Annotated in this window: 16 protein-coding genes and 1 pseudogene; 10 read left to right on the forward strand and 7 right to left on the reverse strand. The window is 55.3% G+C overall.

Translation table 11 applies throughout. The annotated features are described in order from the left end of the window. A pseudogene (locus J1779_RS25615) lies at positions 1–987 on the forward strand (calcium-binding protein); the annotation flags it as partial. A gap of 77 nt (positions 988–1,064) precedes the next feature. On the opposite strand, the gene J1779_RS03515 reads toward J1779_RS25615, so the two are convergent. Continuing rightward, the gene (locus J1779_RS03515; RefSeq protein ID WP_015697366.1) at positions 1,065–1,292 is read right to left on the reverse strand and encodes a hypothetical protein; all 228 of its coding nucleotides are present in this window, start codon (positions 1,290–1,292) and stop codon (positions 1,065–1,067) included. A 168-nt stretch (positions 1,293–1,460) separates the two neighbouring features. After that, on the reverse strand, positions 1,461–2,348 hold the full coding sequence (bla, locus tag J1779_RS03520; RefSeq protein ID WP_217202885.1) for a class A beta-lactamase: 888 nt from the start codon (positions 2,346–2,348) through the stop codon (positions 1,461–1,463). Between the two features lie 112 nt (positions 2,349–2,460). On the opposite strand from bla, the gene J1779_RS03525 reads away from it, so the two are divergent. Further along, positions 2,461–3,339: a LysR family transcriptional regulator gene (locus tag J1779_RS03525; RefSeq protein WP_217202886.1), complete on the forward strand. Its 879-nt coding sequence runs from the start codon at positions 2,461–2,463 to the stop codon at positions 3,337–3,339. Positions 3,340–3,384: 45 nt separating this feature from the next. Here J1779_RS03525 and J1779_RS03530 read toward each other — a convergent pair whose 3' ends face one another. The 3 genes from J1779_RS03530 to J1779_RS03540 all read right to left on the reverse strand — a co-directional run bounded on the left by J1779_RS03530 (position 3,385) and on the right by J1779_RS03540 (position 7,350). Beyond that, positions 3,385–4,332, reverse strand: a complete 948-nt coding sequence (locus tag J1779_RS03530; protein WP_217202887.1) for an ABC transporter substrate-binding protein — start codon at positions 4,330–4,332, stop codon at positions 3,385–3,387. Between the two features lie 9 nt (positions 4,333–4,341). Further along, entirely contained in the window at positions 4,342–5,439 is a 1,098-nt protein-coding gene (locus J1779_RS03535) for an LLM class flavin-dependent oxidoreductase (protein ID WP_217202888.1), read from the reverse strand. Between the two features lie 999 nt (positions 5,440–6,438). Next, positions 6,439–7,350 (reverse strand): LysR family transcriptional regulator, encoded by a 912-nt coding sequence (locus tag J1779_RS03540; protein WP_217202889.1) that lies wholly within the window; start codon positions 7,348–7,350, stop codon positions 6,439–6,441. Between the two features lie 184 nt (positions 7,351–7,534). On the opposite strand from J1779_RS03540, the gene J1779_RS03545 reads away from it, so the two are divergent. Both J1779_RS03545 and J1779_RS03550 read left to right on the forward strand, forming a co-directional pair. Further along, positions 7,535–8,140, forward strand: coding sequence for a cysteine dioxygenase family protein (locus tag J1779_RS03545; protein WP_217202890.1), 606 nt, complete (start codon positions 7,535–7,537; stop codon positions 8,138–8,140). Beyond that, entirely contained in the window at positions 8,133–9,752 is a 1,620-nt protein-coding gene (locus J1779_RS03550) for a rhodanese-like domain-containing protein (RefSeq protein WP_217202891.1), read from the forward strand. The genes J1779_RS03545 and J1779_RS03550 overlap by 8 nt, the downstream gene beginning before the upstream one ends. A 63-nt stretch (positions 9,753–9,815) precedes the next feature. Here the strand turns inward: J1779_RS03550 and J1779_RS03555 are convergent, their stop codons facing one another. Further along, positions 9,816–10,082, reverse strand: coding sequence for a YjbD family protein (locus tag J1779_RS03555; RefSeq protein WP_056779328.1), 267 nt, complete (start codon positions 10,080–10,082; stop codon positions 9,816–9,818). An 849-nt stretch (positions 10,083–10,931) separates the two neighbouring features. Here J1779_RS03555 and J1779_RS03560 point away from each other — a divergent pair. The 3 genes from J1779_RS03560 to J1779_RS03570 all read left to right on the forward strand — a co-directional run bounded on the left by J1779_RS03560 (position 10,932) and on the right by J1779_RS03570 (position 14,407). Next, positions 10,932–12,047, forward strand: a complete 1,116-nt coding sequence (locus J1779_RS03560; protein ID WP_217202892.1) for an ABC transporter substrate-binding protein — start codon at positions 10,932–10,934, stop codon at positions 12,045–12,047. Positions 12,048–12,172: 125 nt separating this feature from the next. After that, positions 12,173–13,066 (forward strand): LysR family transcriptional regulator, encoded by an 894-nt coding sequence (locus tag J1779_RS03565; RefSeq protein ID WP_217202893.1) that lies wholly within the window; start codon positions 12,173–12,175, stop codon positions 13,064–13,066. A 201-nt stretch (positions 13,067–13,267) separates the two neighbouring features. After that, positions 13,268–14,407 carry an NADH-dependent flavin oxidoreductase gene (locus J1779_RS03570; protein ID WP_217202894.1) on the forward strand — a complete coding sequence of 380 codons (1,140 nt, stop codon included), beginning with the start codon at positions 13,268–13,270 and terminating at the stop codon, positions 14,405–14,407. A 56-nt stretch (positions 14,408–14,463) separates the two neighbouring features. Here J1779_RS03570 and J1779_RS03575 read toward each other — a convergent pair whose 3' ends face one another. After that, positions 14,464–16,527 (reverse strand): TonB-dependent siderophore receptor, encoded by a 2,064-nt coding sequence (locus tag J1779_RS03575; protein ID WP_217202925.1) that lies wholly within the window; start codon positions 16,525–16,527, stop codon positions 14,464–14,466. A 629-nt stretch (positions 16,528–17,156) separates the two neighbouring features. On the opposite strand from J1779_RS03575, the gene J1779_RS03580 reads away from it, so the two are divergent. From J1779_RS03580 to J1779_RS03590, 3 genes are read left to right on the forward strand one after another with little or no spacing between them, the layout of a single operon-like run. Next, a complete protein-coding gene (locus J1779_RS03580; protein WP_136377543.1) occupies positions 17,157–17,882 on the forward strand; it encodes a gluconate 2-dehydrogenase subunit 3 family protein in 726 nt (241 codons plus the stop codon). A gap of 44 nt (positions 17,883–17,926) precedes the next feature. Further along, the gene (locus J1779_RS03585; RefSeq protein WP_122095352.1) at positions 17,927–19,696 is read left to right on the forward strand and encodes a GMC family oxidoreductase; all 1,770 of its coding nucleotides are present in this window, start codon (positions 17,927–17,929) and stop codon (positions 19,694–19,696) included. Positions 19,697–19,711: 15 nt separating this feature from the next. Then, on the forward strand, positions 19,712–20,983 hold the full coding sequence (locus J1779_RS03590) for a c-type cytochrome (protein WP_420804200.1): 1,272 nt from the start codon (positions 19,712–19,714) through the stop codon (positions 20,981–20,983). The last annotated feature ends 112 nt before the right edge of the window (positions 20,984–21,095 follow it).

A 21,095-nucleotide genomic window follows, 5' to 3' on the forward strand; every position in this document is an offset into this window, starting at 1 on the left:
ATGACGTACAACGGAACGGACGCTGGTAACAATGCCTCGGGCTGGTATGCCGCTGATCTTATGTACGGCGCAGGCGGTAACGACACGCTGCAGGGAGGGGGCGGAAATGACGTGCTGAACGGCGGTGTGGGCAATGACTCACTTAATGGCAACAGCGGTGAGGACACCTACCAGTTTACTGCAGGCCACGGTAATGATTACGTGTATGACAACACCGGTGCGGGTGAACACGGCGATATCCTACGCTTTACCGGGGCTAACGCTGGTTCAGCGCTGTTCAGTCGCGATGGTCGCAGTCTGGTTATAAAGGCCTACGGAAGCGATGACAGCGTGACGGTCAGTAACTACTTTGCTGGTACTGATCAACCCGGAGGGATTTACCGCCAGTTCAGCTTTGTCTTCGACGATGCGACGCTGACGGAGTCGGATCTGGCGAGGTCGGGGATAACGTACAACGGAACGGACGTTGGTAATAATATTACTGGCTGGTACGGCGTCGACCTGATGAACGGTGGCGGCGGTAATGATACGCTGAGTGGCGGTTCCGGAGATGACATTCTGAACGGCGGCGCGGGTAATGACGTGCTGAACGGCGGAGCGGGACAGGACACCTATCTGTTCGCTAACGGACACGGTAATGACAGGGTCACTGATTACGCAGGTAAGCTTGAAGGCAAAGATATTATTGAATTCAGCGATCTCAATCTCACCGACCTGTGGTTCTCGAAAAGTAACAGTAATCTGCTTATTACCGAATCAGGATCTCAGGATTCCGTTGAAGTGATGAACTGGTATTCCAATGCTGACAGCCAAAATAAAATCATTCATACGCATGATGGCTATGAAATTGATGCAGCCCAGGTACAGCAGTTGGTTGAAGCGATGAGTACGTTTGCCGCAACGCATAGCGAACTATCAGCAGCAGATCAGCAAACAGGCTTTATGTACTCTGTCAGTGTTTCATCCTATCTCGAAGCCGCGAAATAATGTAGTGCGGTAAATATCAAAAGCTCCTCTGTTTTCACGGAGGAGCTTTTTTATTTCTGACATCTCAGGATATTTATTCAGAACACTTTGGAAGAAAAATCCGTTTTTACTTCGCTTTCAATATAGGTATTTAAACCCCATCCGGCGCGCGCTAATTCTTTCATCTTTTCAAGATGCTCGGGGCCGGGGTGACGGATATCGTAAAGATACACGTGATTATTTTTGAAACGGACTTTGATCGAGTTGGCATCTATCTGGAAGCTGACAACCTGTGAATCACCGCTTTTGTTGGCGTAATTTTCCATGCTGCATCCTGTTAGCTAAGCCTGATATCGGGCGACCTCATCTATTAACCACGTTCGGCCATTTGACACAGGGCGGAAGTTCACAGTTTGCGCAACGCACGGAAAACAAAGCTGAATACGGTAGCAGGAACACCGCTCATGACGTTCTCAGGCCATGAGCGGGGAAGATTACAGGTTTTCCGTCACGATTTTGGCGGCCGCCGCCAGCACATCTTTACGTGCTTTGGCATCCTGCTGCGGTTGGGTGAAATAGGTGACCAGAATGAGCGGCGCATGGTTATCAGGCCAGATCACCGCAATGTCATTGGTGGTGCCGTAATCGCCGCTGCCGGTCTTGTCGCCGACCTGCCACGTTGCCGGAAGTCCTGCGCGGATGCTGGCTGCGCCGGTGGTGTTACCTTTTAACCATTCCACAAGCTGCGCGCGCTGCGGTTCAGCCAACGCATTGCCCAGCGTCAGTTTACGCAGACTTTCAGCCATCGCCAGCGGGGAGGTGGTATCACGTTTGTCGCCGGGGATCGCCGTGTTGAGGCTTGGCTCCGTACGGTCGAGGCGGAAAGTCTCATCGCCGAGGGAACGTGCAAACTGCGTCACTTTTGCCGGGCCGCCGAGCTGCGCGATAAGTTTATTCATCGCCACGTTGTCGCTGTACTGAATCGCCGCCGCACCCAGTTCACCCAGCGTCATGCCGGTATCGAGGTGCTTTTCAGTGATCGGGTTGTAGTTCACCAGATCGGACTTTTTGATATCCACGTGCTTATTCAGCAGGTTTTTATCCGTTTCGCTGGCTTTCAGAATCCCTGATGCTGCCATCACTTTGCTGGTGCTGCACATGGCGAAAAGCTCATCCGCGCGGTAAAGCGTCTGCGTGTTACTGGCCGTGTCGATCATCGCCACGCCTAATCGCCCGCCGGTGCTTTTTTCCAGTTCAGCGAGTTTTTGTTGCACGGCTTTTGCCTGTGCGGGCGTCTGAGCCCACAGCGGTGCACTGGAAAATAACAAAGGCATCAGCGCCAAGGTGAGGCACGCTTTCTGACGAAATGTATTCATGAACATAGAAATCCTTATCGGTGTTGGTGTTGAAGCCGGCAATATCCTTGTTTGGTGCAGGATTGACAAGCGAGAATAATTTCGCGCAGGATAAAGAAAAACTTATGGATAAGTCATTATGCGGACCTCGCTGCCTCTCAATGCGTTGCGTGCTTTTGAAGCCTCGGCCAGACATCTCAACTTTACCCGTGCCGCACTTGAACTGAGCGTCACGCAGGCGGCGGTCAGCCAGCAGGTTCGTTTGCTGGAAGATCAGCTGGGCACGGCCTTGTTCAAACGGTTGCCACGCGGGCTGGAACTGACCGATGAAGCGCTGGTGTTATTGCCGGTGTTATCTGAAGCGTTCAGCCAGATTCAAACCGTGCTCAAGCGCTTTGAGGGCGGGTATTTTCATGAAGTGCTGACTATCGCGGTGGTGGGTACCTTTGCCGTAGGCTGGTTATTGCCACGGCTGAAAGCCTTCCGGGAACAGCATCCTTTTATTGAACTCAAAATTCTGACCAACAATAACGTGGTTAATCTGGCGTCCGAAGGGCTGGATTACGCGATCCGTTTTGGAACCGGCAACTGGGCGGCGACGGAAAACCGGCTGTTGTTTGACGCGCCGCACACGGTGTTATGTTCTGCGGACATTGCCCGCAGACTTTCGACACCGGATGCGCTGACCAAAGAAATACTATTGCGTTCGTACAGGCCGGACGAATGGGAACAATGGATGATCGCCGCCGGTCTTGACCCCTGGCGTGCTGCCGGGGCGGTGTTTGATTCTTCGCGGCTGATGGCCGAAGCGGCGATGCAGGGGGAAGGCGTGGCGCTGGTTCCCGTGTCGATGTTTACCCGCGAAATGGAGGCCGGATGTCTGGTTCGTCCGTTTGCCACTGAAATTACGCTTGGCAGTTACTGGCTGACCCGGCTTAAATCGAAACGCATGTCTGCCGCGATGCAGGTGTTCGAGGAATGGCTGTTCAGCCAGCTGGTCGAAAGGTCTGAAGAATAAGCGCGCAGTGCAGTGGGCACCGGCAAACTCCCGGTGCCCACAGCGCTAAAGGGATGGTTTCAGCAGGAAACTGTGATCAAAGGTGCCACTGACATTGAGCGCCACCGGCAGCAATCCCTGAGCATGATAAAAATCAGCGGTTTGCTGTTGCTGCGTCTCAGTTGCCGCATCGATCTGCTGCCAGTAGGACTTGCGGCGCTCAAAAGAGAGTTTCGCCGCATCCAGCGGGAAGCCGATAATCTTCGCCAGTTTTTCACTGTACGCATCCAGATTTTTATACGCCCAGATCTGCGCATCGCTCAGCCGTTGCAGATAATCAGCAATCGCCTGGCGTTTACCCTGATCTTTCAGCGCCGTCTCCGTGGCGGCGAGGAAACTGTTCCCTGACCACAACCCCCGGCCATTAATCAGCACGCGCAGATGATCCTGCGTTTCGGCGAATGCCGTGTAAGGTTCCCACGTCGCCCAGACATCCACCGAACCTTGCGTCAGCGCGAGTTTGGCATCGCTGGGTGGCAGGAAGCGGAAGGTGACATCTTTGGCACTCAGCCCGGCAGAGGCCAGTGCTTTCAGCGCCACAAAATGGCCGATAGATCCCCGGTTGGTGGCGATACTTTTGCCTTTCAGATCGGCAGCCGTTTTGATCGGGCTGTCGGGTCTGACCAGCAGCGCCGTGCCGTAAGCATCAGATTTATCCACCGCAATGGCTTTCACCTGCGCACCCGCCGCTTCGGCAAACAGCAGAGGCGCATCGCCGATAATCCCGACATCCACGGCCTGCGCGTTGAGCGCTTCTGCCAGCGGAGCCGCAGCCGGGAACTCCGACCATTCAATTTTGTAGGGCAGATTATCCAGTTTGCCCGCCGCTTCCAGCTGGGCACGCATATTCCCTTTCTGATCGGCCACGCGCAGGGTGACGGAGTCGGCGAATGACGCAGACGTGCTGGTGATAAGAGACACCATCAACAGCAGATTTTTTACAGTTACTCGCATTGCAATTCCTCAGACCAGGCTGGCACGGGCAGGGTGGTGAGCGGCCTGACGTGCAGCGATTTTCTGCTTCGTCAGCGGGATCAGGGATTTGCCGTATTCAACGGCATCATTGAGCGGGTCAAAACCGCGGATCAGGAAAGTGGTGATGCCCAGGTCATAATATTTCAGCAGCGCGTCAGACACCTGTTCAGGCGTACCGACCAGCGCAGTAGAGTTCGATCCCCCGCCGATGAGCCCGGCAATACCGGTCCACAGGCAGCTGTCGAGACGATCGCCTTGCGCCACGGCATTCAGTAACCGCTGAGCCCCGACGCTCTGTGGTTTTGCTGCCAGAGTCTGGCCGCTGGTAGCACGTTGTGCAGTGGCTTTCGCCAGGATCTCGTCGGCCTTTGCCCAGGCTTCTTCTTCCGTTTTACCGAGGATCGGGCGGAATGAGATGCTGAAGTCGATGTCACGCTGATGCTGTGCGGCCGAGGCCTTCACCGCGGCCACGGTTTCTGCCGCGCTTGCCAGCGGTTCGCCCCACAGCGCGAAGACATCGGCATGTTTACCGGCAACACGGATGGCATCTTCAGACGACCCACCGAAGAACACAGGCAACCGTTGCTGAGAGGGTCTGATGGCTGAGAAGGCTTTCTCCGCCTGATAAAACTCGCCCTGATGGTCGAAATTTTTTTCCGAGTACCAGCTTTTTTTCAGAACATCAATGTATTCATCCGTGCGCTGATAGCGGCCTGACTTTGGCACGAAATCTCCGTCGCGACGCTGTTCTGCATCGCTGCCGCCGCTGATGATATGCACTGCCACGCGGCCATCCAGCAAGTGATCGAGCGTGGCGAGTTTACGTGCCGCCAGCGTCGGGGCAACAAAGCCGGGGCGATGGGCCAGCAGGAAATGAATACGGGACGTGTTTGCGCCAGCATGCGCGGTGACCAGAAAGGCATCCGGCTGGTCGGAGGCATAGGCCACCAGAATGCGGTCGAAACCGGCGTTTTCGTGGGCTTTGGCGAAATCGGCGATGTATTTTTTATCAAAAATCGGGCCAGTTGGCGGAATGATTTCAGACGCCAGTCGATGGCCGATCATACCAATAAATTGCACGCTCATGAGCTGTCACTCCTCAGGTCAGAGGCCAGCGAACCAAGACTGCGCTGGCAGGAGTTATCACCATAAACGGGTTTTTACTATGTTAGAAATTCATTATGTGGATAAGTTAATATGAAAAATGCGCATTAAGGTTGGGGCGGTGGGTTGCCACCCACACGGGTCCTGCGAATGCGTTTTAACGTCAAGACCTTGGGCTCGCCGCCCAAACGGGCCTTAAGGGGGGCTTATCGCCGCCCCCCTTAAGAATCCCGGGCTCTTTTACAACGCGCTGCCGCTGGCAGGCTATATTCCAGCGGCTCCGGCTATTGCCGCAAACGCCGCCGCTGCGCGGTCCTCTCATTTCAGGTTCGGACCCGCTCGGAAAACACCCTCGCGGTTTCTCACCGTTCATTCGACGTCGTTTTGAGCGCGGCCAGAGGCTTTTTAAAGCGCAACCTCACCCTTTTTGACTCTATAAATCAAAAAATTAAGTCTCAATAATCTTTTGAATGACATAGTCATTGGCCGCACTCAAAAATCACGCTGGAGGGAGAGGCACCGTTTTCGACTTTTTAATTCAAAACTTAAGTCTTAATGATCTTTTGAATGACATAGCCATTGGCCGCACTCAAAAATCACGCTGGAGGGAGTGGTGGAAAACCGCGCATGTTTTTGCGCGGGTTGTAACCCGACCGGAGGGCACCGCGGAGCGGCGGGATTTTGCGGCAATAGCCGGAGCACCTGGAACATAGCCCGCGAGCGGCAGCGCGCAGTTAAAAAACGCAGGATTCCAAAGGGTTTCGTTTAAAACCCTTTGGGCCCGTTTGGGCGGCGAGCCCAAGGTCTTGACCTTAAGGCCGGTGTGGGTGGCAACCCACGGTGTTGACCTTAAGGCCGGTGTGGGTGGCAACCCACGGTTTTGACGTTAAAATGCTTTCGCAGAACCCTTAGGCCAGTGTGGGTGGCAACCCACGGTCTTAACGTTAAAACGCATCCGCGGAATCCCTCGCCCACGAGAATCTAATACTCTATCCCCGTCTGAACCGGTAAATCCAGGCCGTGCGCGATGGCGGCGGCGAAGGCATCAATGGCGGGGATCTGGCTGGCAGGGACATTGGGATAGACCAGCCATAACTGGCTTCGCGGGGCGAAATCTTTCAGGGCATACAGCGCCAGCTCAGGGCGCAGGGGGTGATGTTCCACCAGTGCGCGCGGCATCAGGCCGAGGCCGCGGCCTTCGGCGATGAGGGAGAGTTGCAGCGTGACGCCAAAGGCTTCGAGATTGATCAACAGTGGCAAACCCTGTTCGATTAATGCCCGTTGCAGCGCCGCGCGAAAACCACAGCCTTCCGGATTGAGGATCCACCCGTGCTGATAACACTCCTCCAGCCGCTGCGGCAACGCTGCCGTGGCTTTCGGTCCGACCACCACCAGATCTACGGCGCCGAGAGGCTGATTCTCAATGCCTGCCGGAAATTGTTTACTGGCGGGAAACAGCACCACCGCCGCCTCAAGCTCCTGACGCTGTACGCGCAGCAATAATTCTTCGCCCCAGCCGCTGGATAACCGCGGTTGAATTTCCGGAAACTGGCTGGAAAGCATCTTAAGCGCGGGCAGCAGGCTGCTTTCGCTCAGGCTTTGCGGAACCGCCAGACGCAGCAGGCCGGACGGCGGGCTGTCGGCAGCCACCAGATCGCTGAGCGCATCCACTTCGCGCAAAATATGGCGGCATTGCTGATAAACACGTTTACCCATCAGCGTCGGTTTCAGCGGTTTGGTTTGCCGGTTCAGCAACGGGATGCCCAGTGATTCTTCGAAATTCTGTACGCGGCGGGTAATGGCCGGTTGCGTGAGCCCCAGCTCATCGGCGGCCAGACGCGTCGATTGCAGGCGAATGACCGCAACAAACGCGGTTAAATCTTCAATTTTCATGGCATCCGGTATCCGTCAGAGAATCAACATCAGTTCGCGCAGCATAAAACAATTTGAAGTAGGACGCTGGATCGCACCGCACATTTTTATGTGTTAAATGCATATTAGCTTATCCATAAAATGAATTTTGGTTGAGTTTGACCAGTGCTAGCCTGTCCTGAATGTTGATCAAAAGGGGAAGGCGATGACCGCTTTACATACCGCGCCACTGCGCCAGTTTCTGGCCGACTTCACGCGGCTGATTCAGGAACCGCATGGTCAGACCGAGGTACTGGCGCAGGGCAGCACACTGCTGGCGACACTGATCGGCCAGGATAACTGGCTGCCGGAAGCCTTTGCTGAGCCACATGCCGAACACTATCAGCAATATTTGCTGTATGCCGATCCGCTGTCGCGATTTTCCGTGGTCAGTTTTGTCTGGGGACCAGGGCAAACCACGCCGGTGCATGACCACCGCGTCTGGGGGCTGATCGGGATGCTGCGCGGGGGAGAAACCAGCCAGAATTATGTGCGCCACCGCGACGGCACCCTGCAACCCGAAGGACCCGCCGTGACACTGCATCCGGGCGATGTAGAGACAATCGCGCCGGATGTGCTGGATATTCATCAGGTCAGCAATCTTTACGCCGATCGCGTTTCGGTCAGTATTCACGTTTATGGCGGCAATATCGGCGCAGTGTCACGGGCGGTTTACTTGCCCGACGGCAGCGAGAAAACCTTTATTTCCGGCTATTCCAACTCACTCCTGCCCAATGTCTGGGATCTGTCAAAAGAGAATCCGTATGTCTGATGCTCAAACCTTACCGCTGCGTCATTTTTCGTGGCTGCGACAGGCGTTCATCGCCGGGCAGGAAGTCGCGCTGGTTGATGTTCGTGAAGAAGCCGCGTTTGCTACCGGCCATCCGTTGTTTGCGGTCAATCTGGCACTGTCAAAACTGGAGCTGGAAGTGCTGGATCGCATTCCGCAGCGTAAAACGGCGGTGACGCTGTATGACAACGGCGAGTTCTATGACGCCGCGCGCGGCGAGCGCAAAATCACGCGGGCGGCGGCGTTGCTGCGCGCGCTGGGGTATCAGGATGTCGCCGTGCTGGCGGGCGACCTGGCTGGCTGGAAAGAGGCCGGCGGGGAAATTTTTATTGATGTGAATGCGCCGGGCAAAGCGTTTGGTGAATGGGTGGAACATCATTACCAGACGCCTTCACTGAGTGCAGAACAGGTGCTGGCACTGCAACAGCAGGGCGCGAATATCGCGGTGCTGGATGTGCGTCGTTTTGATGAATTTCAGACCATGAGCATTCCCGGCGGCGTCAGCGTACCGGGAGGGGAGCTTGTGCTGCGCTTGCGTGATGTCGTACCTGACGCCAGTACGCAGATTATTGTTAACTGCGCAGGTCGAACCCGCAGCATTATCAGTACACAATCGCTGATCAATGCCGGTTTCAGTCAGCCGGTAGCGGCTTTACGCAACGGCACCATTGGCTGGACGCTGGCGGGCCAGACACTGGCGCATCAGCAACAGGCGCAGTTTCCGCCGCTCAGTGAGAAGTCACGCCAGGCGGCGCTGGAAGGTGCGCAGGCTCTGGGAATTCGTGCGGGCGTTCGCGTGGTGACGTTGTCACAAATTCGCGACTGGCAGCAGGACGATTCCCGCACGTTATACCTTTTTGATGTCCGCACGGCAGAGGAGTTTCGCGCCGGTCATTTACCGGGTGCGCGACATGTTGCGGGCGGTCAGCTGATTCAGGAAACCGATCATTACGCCAGCGTGCGCGGTGCGCGGGTAGTGCTGGCCGATGACGACGGCGTGCGCGCCACCCTGGCCGCATCCTGGCTGGCGCAGATGAACTGGGAAGTATACGTTGCGGACGTTAGCGCGGAAGACTTCACCGGGCAAGGTGACTGGAAGGCCAGCGTTGCCCCCGCGCCGGCGGTGGAATCGGTCACTGCGCAGACAGTGCAACACTGGCTGGCAGAGGGCGACACCGGGGTGATTGATCTCACCACCAGCGCGAATTTTCGCAACCGCCGCATTCCGGGCGCAGTGTGGACCACACGCGGCAACATCCCCCAGATCATCGCTTCACAGCCTGAGAAACAGCGCTGGGTGGTGACGTGCACCAGCGGTCTGCTCGCACGTTACGCTGTCACAGAAATAGCTGCGCTGACGGGTAAAAATACTTTTTTGCTGGAGAAAGGAACGGTGGGCTGGATTGATGCCGGTCTGCCGCTTGAGCACGGTGATTCGGTGTGGCTGGAGGATCCACAGGATCGCTATCGCCGCCCGTACGAAGGGACGGATGTGAGCCCGCAGGCCATGCAGGATTATCTCAACTGGGAATATGGTCTGGTGGCGCAACTGGAAAAAGACGGTACGCACGGTTTTGTATTATTGACGTCGTGAAATGACATAAAGCAGCGCGGGGCTGACGCCTCTGCGTGAAGAACGCAGAGGATCAGTTAATACTTAACGACGGCCACGCGGATGGGTGCGGGCAGTCCAGTCATAGGTTGCAGAGGTACTTGGCACGGCTTTATTACGGCGTTTTTCCGCACGCGCTTTAGCCGCGACCTTTTCCTTCTCTTCCATCAACTTATCGATGTAATCATCTTTAATGCGGTTATTTTCAGAATTGGTCAACTCACGGCCCTGTGCTTTACGAGCCCGGTCCAGCAAGGTTTTCAGCTCGCGCTGTTCGCTTTCCGTCATATCTTGTTGTGTCAGTCTTTTCATTTTTAACGCGTCCTGTGAGGAAAGTGGCAACCAGTGTAGTCGTTAACGGGGGGAAATGCCCGCAGAATGCGTTTTAACGTCAAAACCGTGGGTTGCCATCCACGCCGCCCCTGCGAATACCTTTTAACGTCAAAACCGTGGGTTGCCACCCACACCGGCCTTAAGGGGGGCTTATCGCCGCCCCCCTTAAGAATCCCGGGCTCTTTCACTGCGCGCTGCCGCTCGCGGGCTATATTCCAGCGGCTCCGGCTATTGCCGCAAACGCCGCCGCTGCGCGGTCCTCTCATTTCAGGTTCGAACCCGCTCGGAAAAACACCCTCGCGGTTTCTCACCGTTCATTCGACGGCGTTTTGAGCGCGGCCAAAGGCTATGTAAAACGGAGGTTTTTCTCCTCCCCCTGCGAAGTGGGATGAGAAAAATAAAGCAAAACCAAATGCATCGTTCGACTTTAAAAATGCCAGTGGCCGCGCTCAAAAATCACGCCGGAGGGAGAGGTGGAAAACCGCGCGTCTGTTTGCGCGGGTTGTAACCCGACCGGAGGGTACCGCGAAGCGGCGGGATTTTGCGGCAATAGCCGGAGCACCTGAAACATAGCCCGCGAGCGGCAGCGCGCAGTTAAAAAAACGCAGGATTCCAAAGGGTTTCGTTTAAAACCCTTTGGGCCCGTTTGGGCGGCGAGCCCAAGGTCTTGACGTTAAAACGCATTCGCAGCCCTTAAGTCCGGTGTGGGTGGCAACCCACGGTCTTGACCTTAAGGCCAGTCCGGGGGGCACCCACGGTCAAACCCTTATTTGCGGAACCTAACGATAATCATTATCATCCTCGCATTCCGTTTCTCCCCGAGGTGTTATGCGTAAGTTCTCTCCTTTGTTACTGATTTCGTGCCTGCTTATGGCCGCTGGCGTGCAGGCTAAAACCGTTACGGACATTTCCAACCGTACGGTCACGGTGCCTGATAACCCGCAGCGGATTGTGGTGGGGGAAAGCCGTATGCTGTATACGCTGGCGTTGGTGCAGGACGGCAACCCGGCGCAGCGTGTGGTGGGGTGGCCGGGGGATATGGCGACGCTGGATGCGCAAAGCTGGGCAATCTATCTGAAAGCCTTTCCTGAAATCGGCAATATCCCGCTGCTGGGGCAGAACAACTACACCCAGATGAGTGTAGAAAAGGTCATTGCGCTCAAACCGGATCTGGTGATTCTGCCGATCTACGCCAAAAAGCAGGATAACCAGGATCTGATGCAGGAATCGCTGACCCGCGCGGGGATCCCGGTGATCTACGTCGATCTGCGTGTCGATCAACTGCATAACACGCTGCCGAGTGTGAAACTGCTGGGCGATGTGCTGAATCACCCGGAAAAAGCAGCGCGGTTTATCGCTTTTTATCAGCAACATATGAACCGCGTGCAGGAAAGAATAGCCGCGTATCACGGAAAAAGACCCACGGTGATGTTGCAACTGCATCTTGGCCGTCGCGAGACGTGCTGCACCACGGTGTCACACGGCAATCTGGCAGATCTGCTGGCGTTCGCCGGGGGCGATAATATTGCGAAAGGGGCGTTCAAAAGCGTCTACGGCGATCTGAACCCGGAAGCGGTGATCGTCGCCAATCCGGATGTGTATATCACCACCGGCATGGCGGGGCCGGAAGGCAAAAGAGTGTCAAACCTGATGCTCGGGCCGCAGGTGACGCAGGAGGAAGCCGCGCAGAGTTTCCGTCAGGTGATGGACAAACAACCGGTGCTCTCCACGCTGAAAGCGGTGCGGGAAGGCCGTGCGTACAGCGTCTGGCATAATTTCTACCTCAGCCCGTACCACCTGGTGGATGTCGAGGTCTTTGCTAAAGCGATGTATCCGCAACTGTTCAAAGACGTTGACCCGCAACAGACGATGCAGGATCTCTACGCTCAGTTCCTGCCGGTGCCCTTCAGCGGCACTTACTGGAGTTCCTTGCCAGCCAGATGACGCCATCTGAAAACCTTCCCTGAAGGGCAGGATTTTTAAGTCCACAAGGATGTGCAGACAGGCTACCCTGAGTTCAGTGAACCTTGCCCGCAAGCCCTGCACGGACTGATTACACAGGAATCTGAATGCGTCGAAAAAATGTGAATGATTATCAGGCTTTTATCGCCGTCGCGCGTGAGCAAAGCTTTACCAAAGCGGCGGCACAGCTCGGGGTTTCGCAGTCGGCGCTGAGCTACACCATCAGAACGCTGGAAGCCCATCTCGGGCTGCGGTTGCTGACCCGCACAACGCGCAGCGTCTCGGTCACCGAGGCGGGTGAACGTTTGCTCAGCCGCATCGGGCCTCATTTTGACGAAATCGAAAACGAGATCGCCGCCATCAGCGGGATGCGCGAAAAACCCGCTGGCACGGTCCGCATCACCGCAATTGAACATGCCGCCGAGTCCATTCTCTGGCCGAAACTGACGCCAATGCTGCTCGAATATCCGGATATTCACATTGAAATCATCAGTGAATACGGGCTGAAAGATATCGTCGCTGAACGCTATGACGCCGGTGTCCGGCTCGGCGAACAGGTTGATAAGGACATGATTTCCGTGCCCGTTGCCCCGAACTTCAGTTTTGCGGTGGTCGGATCCCCGTCTTATTTCGAAGGCAAAACGCGGCCTGTCACGCCACGGGATCTGAATGAACACAGCTGCATTAAACTCCGGCTGCCCACCCACGGCGGCTTTTATGCCTGGGAATTCAGCAAGCAGGGCACCGAACTTAAGGTGCGCATTGACGGGCGATGTACTTTCAGCAGCATCGGGCTGATGCGACAGGCCGCGCTGGACGGGCTGGGGCTGGCCTATCTGCCCAAAGATGTGGTGGAACCGGCGCTGCAATCCGGTCAGCTGATACAGGTATTGGCCAACTGGTCGCCGCCGCGCACGGCGTATCACCTTTATTACCCCAGCCGTCGCCAGCATTCTCCTGCTTTTGCGCTGGTGCTCGAGGCACTGCGCTACCGTCCTTAATATTCCTCACGCAAACCCATTGGGCTGATGGTTTCAGCTCAATGCCCTCTGATTAAGAAAATAGCCTTCTAAGCTCATGCAGATTTATCCCTCTAATCACTTAATACCAAAGAGATTATGATCGCCCCCTGAACCCGTCACGGCCCCGTGAGTCGCGGCGCCGTGCATATCCATATTTCTATCGACTAAGGTAAACCTCTCATGACACCACGCGCTCTGCTTGAAGCATTTCCCTTTGCACCGGGGCTTACCCTGCGTAACCGTATTGTGATGGCGCCGATGACTACCTGGGCAGGTAACGATGATGGCACCGTCTCTGCTGAAGAAGAGGCTTATTACCGCCTGCGGGTAAAAGACGTGGGGCTGGTGATCACCGGCTGTACGCATGTTCAGCAAAACGGGATCGGCTTCACCGGTGAGTTTGCTGCGTATGATGACACTTTCATTCCTGGTTTAATGCGGCTGGCTGCGGCGGCGAAAAGCGGGGGCGCACCGGCAATCCTGCAGATTTTCCATGCCGGTGTGAAAACCCATCCGGACCTGGTGTCCGATATTGTGGCCGCAAGCGCCGTTGCCGGTGAGGCGGGGCCATTTGCGCCTGCGGTGGTACCGCGTGCACTGGCGGATCACGAAGTGGAAGACATTGTAGAGGCGTTCGGCGAGGCGACCCGTCGCGCCATTGTCGCCGGTTTTGATGGCGTTGAGCTTCATGGTGCCCACGGTTTTCTGTTGCAGAATTTCTTTTCTCCCCATTTTAATCAGCGCAGCGATCGCTGGGGCGGTTCGCTGGCGCACCGGATGCGCTTCCCGCTGGCCGTTGTTTCCAAAGTGCGTGAAACCATTGCCCGCTATGCCACGCAACCTTTCCAGCTGGGTTACCGGATCACGCTTGATGAACATGAAGAGGACGGGCTGCGCATCGGGGAGTCACTGAAACTGGTGGATAGTTTGATCGACAGCGGGATCAGTTATCTGCATGTCTCGCTGGGCAATGCATTAGAGGCGCGCCCGGTTGATGCGCCGCAAGGCCCGGCGATTATTGCTATCGTGCGCGATCATCTCGCCGGACGGATCCCGCTTATCGCCGCGGGTCAGATGAGAACGCCTGAACAGGCTGAACAGGCGCTGGCTGCCGGCGTTTCCCTCGCGGCAATCGGGCAGGGGCTGGTGATGAATCCGGACTGGGTGAAATATGCCAAAGGCGAGGCGCAAAGCCAGATTGCGCTGGACGTTGCTGCCCCGGACGTCGCGCCACTCGCCATCCCTGAAAAGCTGTGGCGCGTCATCGAAAATACCCCCGGTTGGTTTAACGTGCGACCGGCCACGGGGTCTGTCTCGTAAGCGGAAAGTGAGAAAACGCGCAGGCGCCTGGTGTGGCTGACGCCTGCGTGAAAAGATCAGAAATCCACTGCCGCCGAAAGCACCACATTGCGCGGTTCGCCTTCGATAACGCGTAAATTACCGGCACTGGAAGAGTAATACTCTTTATCGAACAGGTTATTCACGTTTAATTTGATCTGCGTATGTTTGCCCAGCAGCTGATTATCCCAGGCGACAAACGCATCCGCCACGGTGTAATCCGGCAGGGTGAAGCTGTTTTCCGGATCGCCCGCACGGGAGCCCATATAACGCGCACCGCCACCGATGCGGAAATCACCCGGAACCTGCGACCAGCGCAGAGTGTGGCTCAGATACAGGCTGCCCATGTTGGTTGGCGCATTCACCAGGCGGTTACCGACGTTGGCGGAATTCACGTCATCTTCGGTGATTTCGGTTTTGTCATAACTGTAGCTGGCCGTCAGATCCCAGTCCTTAGCAATTTCCCCGTTAATCTCCAGCTCCGCACCGGTCGAACGTGCTTTCGGAATGTTACGCGTCACGCCGTTGATGAACACCGACATGTCCTCTTCATCGATGCGGTACACCGCCAGCGTCGCGTCCAGACGCGGTGAAATCTGCCATTTGGTGCCGACTTCATAGGTTGTGCCGCTTTCCGGCGAAGCCACATTACCGTTGTCATCCACATCGGTGGACGGCGTAAACGACTGGCTGTAGTTGGCGTAGAACGACAGATCGTCAGTCAGTTTGTACACCACGCCCACCTGCGGCAGGAATTTATCATCGGTATCGTCCAGACTTTGGGTTGGATTAACGAAACCGGAGGTCTGTTTCTGGTTGTAATGCTGATAACGCCCGCCGACCACGCCAATCCATTTATCCGTCAGATGAATGCTGTCTTTCAGATAAATTGATTTGTTGTAGAGGGTGTTCCGAAGATTGCTGTTGCTGTCGGAATAGGTGCTGCTGTTGGTGATCGGCTCAACGCCGTAAACCGGCGCATACATATTGAAGGTGCTGAAGGTTTTGCCACGGTAAGAATACTGTTTGTAGGTTTCGTTTTTCTCGTAATCGACGCCAATCAGCAGGTCGTTCATTATGCCGAAGATCTCCTGATTGCCGATCCAGTCCCAGGAAGTATAGCTGGTCTGATGGTTGAATCCCCGGTTGGCATCCGCACGACGCGTCACCGCGCCGGTATCGGTGTTGACGGCGGTGGCGCGGACTTCATTGCTGTCATAGCGGCGTTGCTGCCAGGCGTAGGTCAGACGGGTTTTCCAGTCCTCGTTCAGCTGATATTCCCAGGTGGTGTTCAGGCGCTTCGTTTTGCCCCACGCGTGGTTGGCCAGTTCGTCAAGACGACGGTTGTAAGGGATATCCAGCGGTTTACCGTTGCTGAATACCGTTCCGCGATCGTAGGGAATGTCGTATTTGTATTCCTGATAACTGACGTTAAAACTGGCTTTTTCACCGAACCAGCTCAGCGAAGGAGCGAGCAGGGTGTGCGAATCGCTGCCAAAGTTACGCCAGTAATCTTCGTACTGACGTTCAGCGATCATGCGAAACGCGAAACCGTTCCCCAGCGGGCCGGTGACATCGAGCGTGCCTGCACCGCCGCCAAATCCGCCGGTCCGGCCACTGACACGGGTATTCCATTCATACTGCGGTTTTTTGCTGATCATGTTGATCACGCCGCCGGGATTTTGAATACCGTAAAGCAGGGAAGCGGAACCCTTGAGCACCTCGATGTGATCGATGGTGGAATCAAAGCCCAGCCCCTGATTACTGCGCACGCCGTCGATCAGGATTGAGCCGTCACTGTTGGCGCCAAATCCGCGTTTGACGAAGCCGTCTTCCGTGCCGCCCAGCGTATTCCCCTGAGCCACGCCGCTGACGAACTTCATCGCGTCATTCAGCGAGGTGACGTCGTAATCCTGGATCATCGACTGCGTGACGACGCTGACTGACTGCGGAGTTTCACTGAGCGGAGTCTCACTTTTGCTGGCGGTGGAACTCTGCGTGGCGCTGTAATCGGTGGTATCCGGAGTATCCGCCTGTGCATTGACGGTAATGGAATCTTCAGAAGCAGGCTGCACCGCGAGCAGCGGCGAACAATGTAGCATAGCTAACGCAATGACGGATTTTTTGAATCCGCCGTGAGCCCCGCGCGGGGCGTGCTGGTAAGACATGTGAGTAATTCCCTGAAAGAAAGTCGAACAAAGTAAATACAAATGATAACGGTTTGCATTCTAATTTGTGGCGCGGGTAAAGGGAATCAAATTGATGATGACAATAATTACAATTGAACGCGCAGGGAGAGGGAAAGGGTACCAAAGCAGGTCAATGATCAGCCTGATATCATGAATTTTCTAACGACCGTAATGACAGCTAATTTCCTTTAATTCTCTTAATTAATCTCAATGTTAGAAATGTTAGCTACCAATTCCAACAAAATATAACAGAACATTGCCTGCTGAAATTATATTCCCGCCGATCATGGTCTGAGATTACATAAGATATTTCAGGGTTTTAATGCTAATTATCTTAGGTTTTTGATAAACGAGTAATTAAATTAAACTATTGGTTATTAAGTGTTTTTAAGTCATTTTTATTGATGTGAAAAAGGTTTCCTCATAATCGGTAAGGAAATTGTCGTTTATTTTTGATGTTGCGGTGATATTATAAATTTGTACCTAAATAATAATAAATACCAACCCAAACTTAACATCAGGCATGTGAGAGTCGTAATTCTATGCTCCTTCAAAAGAAAACTACCCGTCGCAAGTTTTTACTTGGGTCGCTGATGGCATTGCCTGTCGGCACCATCATGATGAAAGGGCTGTCAGCAGCAGAAGCGGCTGAGATGGCTGCCCCGGATTTACTCGATTATAAACCCGTGTTTTTCAGCGCAGAGGAATGGCAATTCATTATGGCCGCCGCTGACCGTCTGATCCCCGCAGGTGGCAAAGGCAAAGCGCCGGGCGCGCTGGAAACCAATGTGCCGATCTTTATTGATCAGCAAATGCATGGCGATTTCGGTGAAGAAATCTACATGCAGGGGCCGTTTAACGTCCACGCACCGGCCACGATGGGGTATCAGATCCCGTTTCGTCCACAGCAAATCTACAAAACCGGTATTCGCCTGGCGAACAGCTGGTGCCAGCAAAATCATCAGAAAGCCTTCCATGAACTTTCCGATCAGGACAAAGAGCAGGTGCTGACGAAGTTGCAGAAGAACGACATCCGCTTTGCCGATTTGGGCGAAGAGAGTCTCGTGGCCTCGCAATTTTTCAGCGAACTGCTGTCAGACACCAAACACGGTTATCTGGCGGATCCAATCTACGGCGGTAATAAAGGGATGAAGGCGTGGATCGCCATCGGGTTCCCCGGCGCGCGCGCGAGTTTCACGGAATGGGTGAAACAGCACAACGTCCCTTACCCGCTGGGGCCTGTGAGCCTGCAAGGCGCGCGTGCCTGAGGGCCGCGTCTTATTACCGTTTCTGATGAATGACAGGATAAAAGATGGCACAAGTAACTAAACCAGAAGTCGACGTTGTGGTTGTCGGCCTCGGCTGGGCGGGCTCGCTGATGAGCATCGAGCTGGCGATGGCGGGCCTGACGGTGCGTGCACTGGAACGCGGCGGCGACCGCGGCTATGAAGAATTTGCCTACCCGAAGCCGGCGGACGAATACGCCTACGCGGTACGTAACAAAGTGATGGCGACCCCGGCGCAGGCCGCGGTGACCGTGCGTTACAACATGAGTGAAACCGCGCTGCCGACCCGCAAATGGGGCGCATTTGCGCCAGGCACCGGCGTTGGCGGCTCGGGTTTGCACTGGACTGCGGTGCTGATCCGCCCGACACCAACCGATTTAAAACTCAAAACCTACGCCGACGAAGCTTATAAACCCGGCATTTTGCAGGAAGACATGCGGATCATGGATTTCCCGTTCAGCTGGGATGAAATCGAGCCGTATTACACCAAGTTTGAGCACATCTGCGGGCAATCCGGTAAGACCGGTAACCTGCGCGGCCAGATTATGGAAGGCGGCGATCCGTTCGAAGGTCCGCGTTCTGAGCCATACCCGCTGCCGGCGCTGGAAGACACGCTCAACAGCAGCATGTTTGCTGAAGTCACTAAAAAGATGGGCTATCACCCGTTCCCGAACCCGTCGGCGTGCGTTTCCCGCGCGTGGACCAACCCGTACGGCAATCAGATCGCACCCTGTAACTACTGCGGTTATTGCAGTAAATATCCGTGCCTGAACTACTCGAAAGCCTCGCCGCAAACCGCCGTGATGGACGCGCTCAAACGTATGGAGAACTTCTCGTATGAAGTTCACGCCAACGTGATGAAAGTCGAGCTGCACGATGACAAGAAAACCGCCAAAGGCGTGATCTATATTGATGCCGACGGCAACGAGTGTTTCCAGCCTGCCAAAATCGTGGTGCTGAGCAGCTTCCAGTTCTGCAACGTGCGCCTGATGTTGCTCTCCGGCATCGGCAAACCTTACAACCCGATCACCGAAGAAGGTGTGGTTGGGCGTAACTATGCGTTCCTGAGTAACGGCGGTTCGACGCTGTTCTTCAAAGACAAAAACTTCAACCCGTTTGCCACCGCGGGCGCGACCGGCCAGATGTTCAACGACATTTCTCCGGGCAATTTCGATGGCGCATCCCTGGGCTTTATCGGCGGCGCGAAGATCCACAGTTCTCAGGCCACCGGCACGCCAATCAGCACCTCGCTGCCAAAAGGCACGCCTGCGTGGGGCACCGGCTGGAAAGAAGGGATGGAAGAGTGGTACGGCCATTCGATGAAAATCAGCATCACCACCACCTGCCAGTCTTATCGCGACATTTATCTGGATCTCGATCCGAACTACAAAGATGAATACGGTTATCCGCTGCTGCGCATGACGTTCGACTGGAAACAGAACGAACTCAAATTGCAGCAATACCTGAAAGGCATCGTCGGCAATATCACCAAAGAGCTCAACCCGGACAGCTACAGCGAAAGCTTCCTGCCGATGGACGCGCACTTTGACCTGACCAAATACGTGTCCACGCACAACGTGGGCGGCGCGGTGATGGGCGATAACCCGAAAACCTCGGCGCTGAACAAGTTCCTGCAAAGCTGGGATGTGCATAACGTCTTTGTGCCGGGCGGAAACGCGTTCCCGCAAAACTTCCAGGCCAACCCGACGGACACCATCGGCGCGATCACTCTGATGGCGGCGCAGGCGATCAAAGATCAGTATCTTAAAAATCCTGGCCCACTGGTTCAGGCATAAGCGGAGATGAACAGAATGAAACTCAAACGTTTATTTATCGCTAACGCCTTGCTGCTGGGTGTCGGTTTTATGGCGAATGCGCAGGCGGATAACAGTTCACCGCCTGACAACGCGGCGCTGATTAAACAGGGCGAATATGTGGCGCGTCTCGGCGACTGCGGCGCGTGCCACACGGCGGCGGGTAAACCGGCGTTTTCCGGCGGCCTGGCGATCAATTCGAATCTCGGAACGATTTATTCCACCAATATCACCCCGGACAAAGACCACGGTATTGGCGGCTACACCGAAGCGCAGTTCTCGGATGCGGTGCGCAAAGGCGTTCTGCCGGACGGCACCCGTTTGTACCCGGCGATGCCGTATCCTGATTACGCCAAAATCAATGATGAAGACATGCACGCGCTCTACGCTTACTTTATGCAGGGCGTAAAACCGAGCGCAGAACAGCCACCGGAAACGGATCTGAGCTTCCCGTTCAGTCAGCGCTGGGGCATGCGTTTCTGGAACTGGGCGTTTGCGTCTGATAAGCCATTCCAGCCAATCGGTGGGGCATCAGAGCAGGTAAACCGTGGCGCGTATCTGGTGGAAAGTCTGGGGCACTGCGGCAGTTGCCACACGCCGCGCGGATTCGGCATGAACGAAAAAGCGCTCGACAGCAGCGACACTGATTTCCTCGCGGGCGGCAGCCTGAATAACTGGGATGTGCCTTCCCTGCGCGGCGTCGCGCACTGGAACGAACAGGAAATTATCGATTATCTCGGGACAGGGCGTAACGATAAAGCGGCAGTGGGTGGCGAAATGACGTCGGTGGTCGAGAACAGTACCGCGCACATGACCGATGACGATCTTAAAGCCATTGCCGCGTACCTCAAATTCCTGGGCGGCAATCCGCCGGTTCCGGCAGTAGACACGCAGAAAGCCAGCGCGACCGAAGCGAAACTGACGGCGGCGAAAAACCTCAGCGAAGGCGAGCGTCTGTATCTGGATAACTGCGGTGCCTGCCACTTTGTGACCGGAAAGGGCGCGCCGGGCGTGTTCCCGCAGCTGGATCAGGCCACGATTGTGAACTCACAGGATCCGACCGGGCTTATCCATACCATCCTCGCCGGTGCACAACAGCCGTCCACGGCCCGCGCGCCTTCAACGCTGGTGATGCCTGGTTTTGCAGCGCGTCTGAGCGATGAAGAAGCCGCGCAGCTTGCGACCTTTATCCGTCAGGGCTGGAGCAACTCGGCGCCAGCAGTATCGGCGAAAGACGTAAGCGAAGTGCGTAAAACATTGGCGCACTGACGTTTAGAGCGGCAAGTCTGACAGCAAAACGGCCTTCCGAAAGGGAGGCCGTTTTTTTTATCAGTTTAAGTATCAGTTTAAATATCAGGTTAAACAGTGCAAGGGATTAACC

The organism is Rahnella rivi, assembly GCF_019049655.1.
GTDB lineage: Bacteria > Pseudomonadota > Gammaproteobacteria > Enterobacterales > Enterobacteriaceae > Rahnella > Rahnella rivi.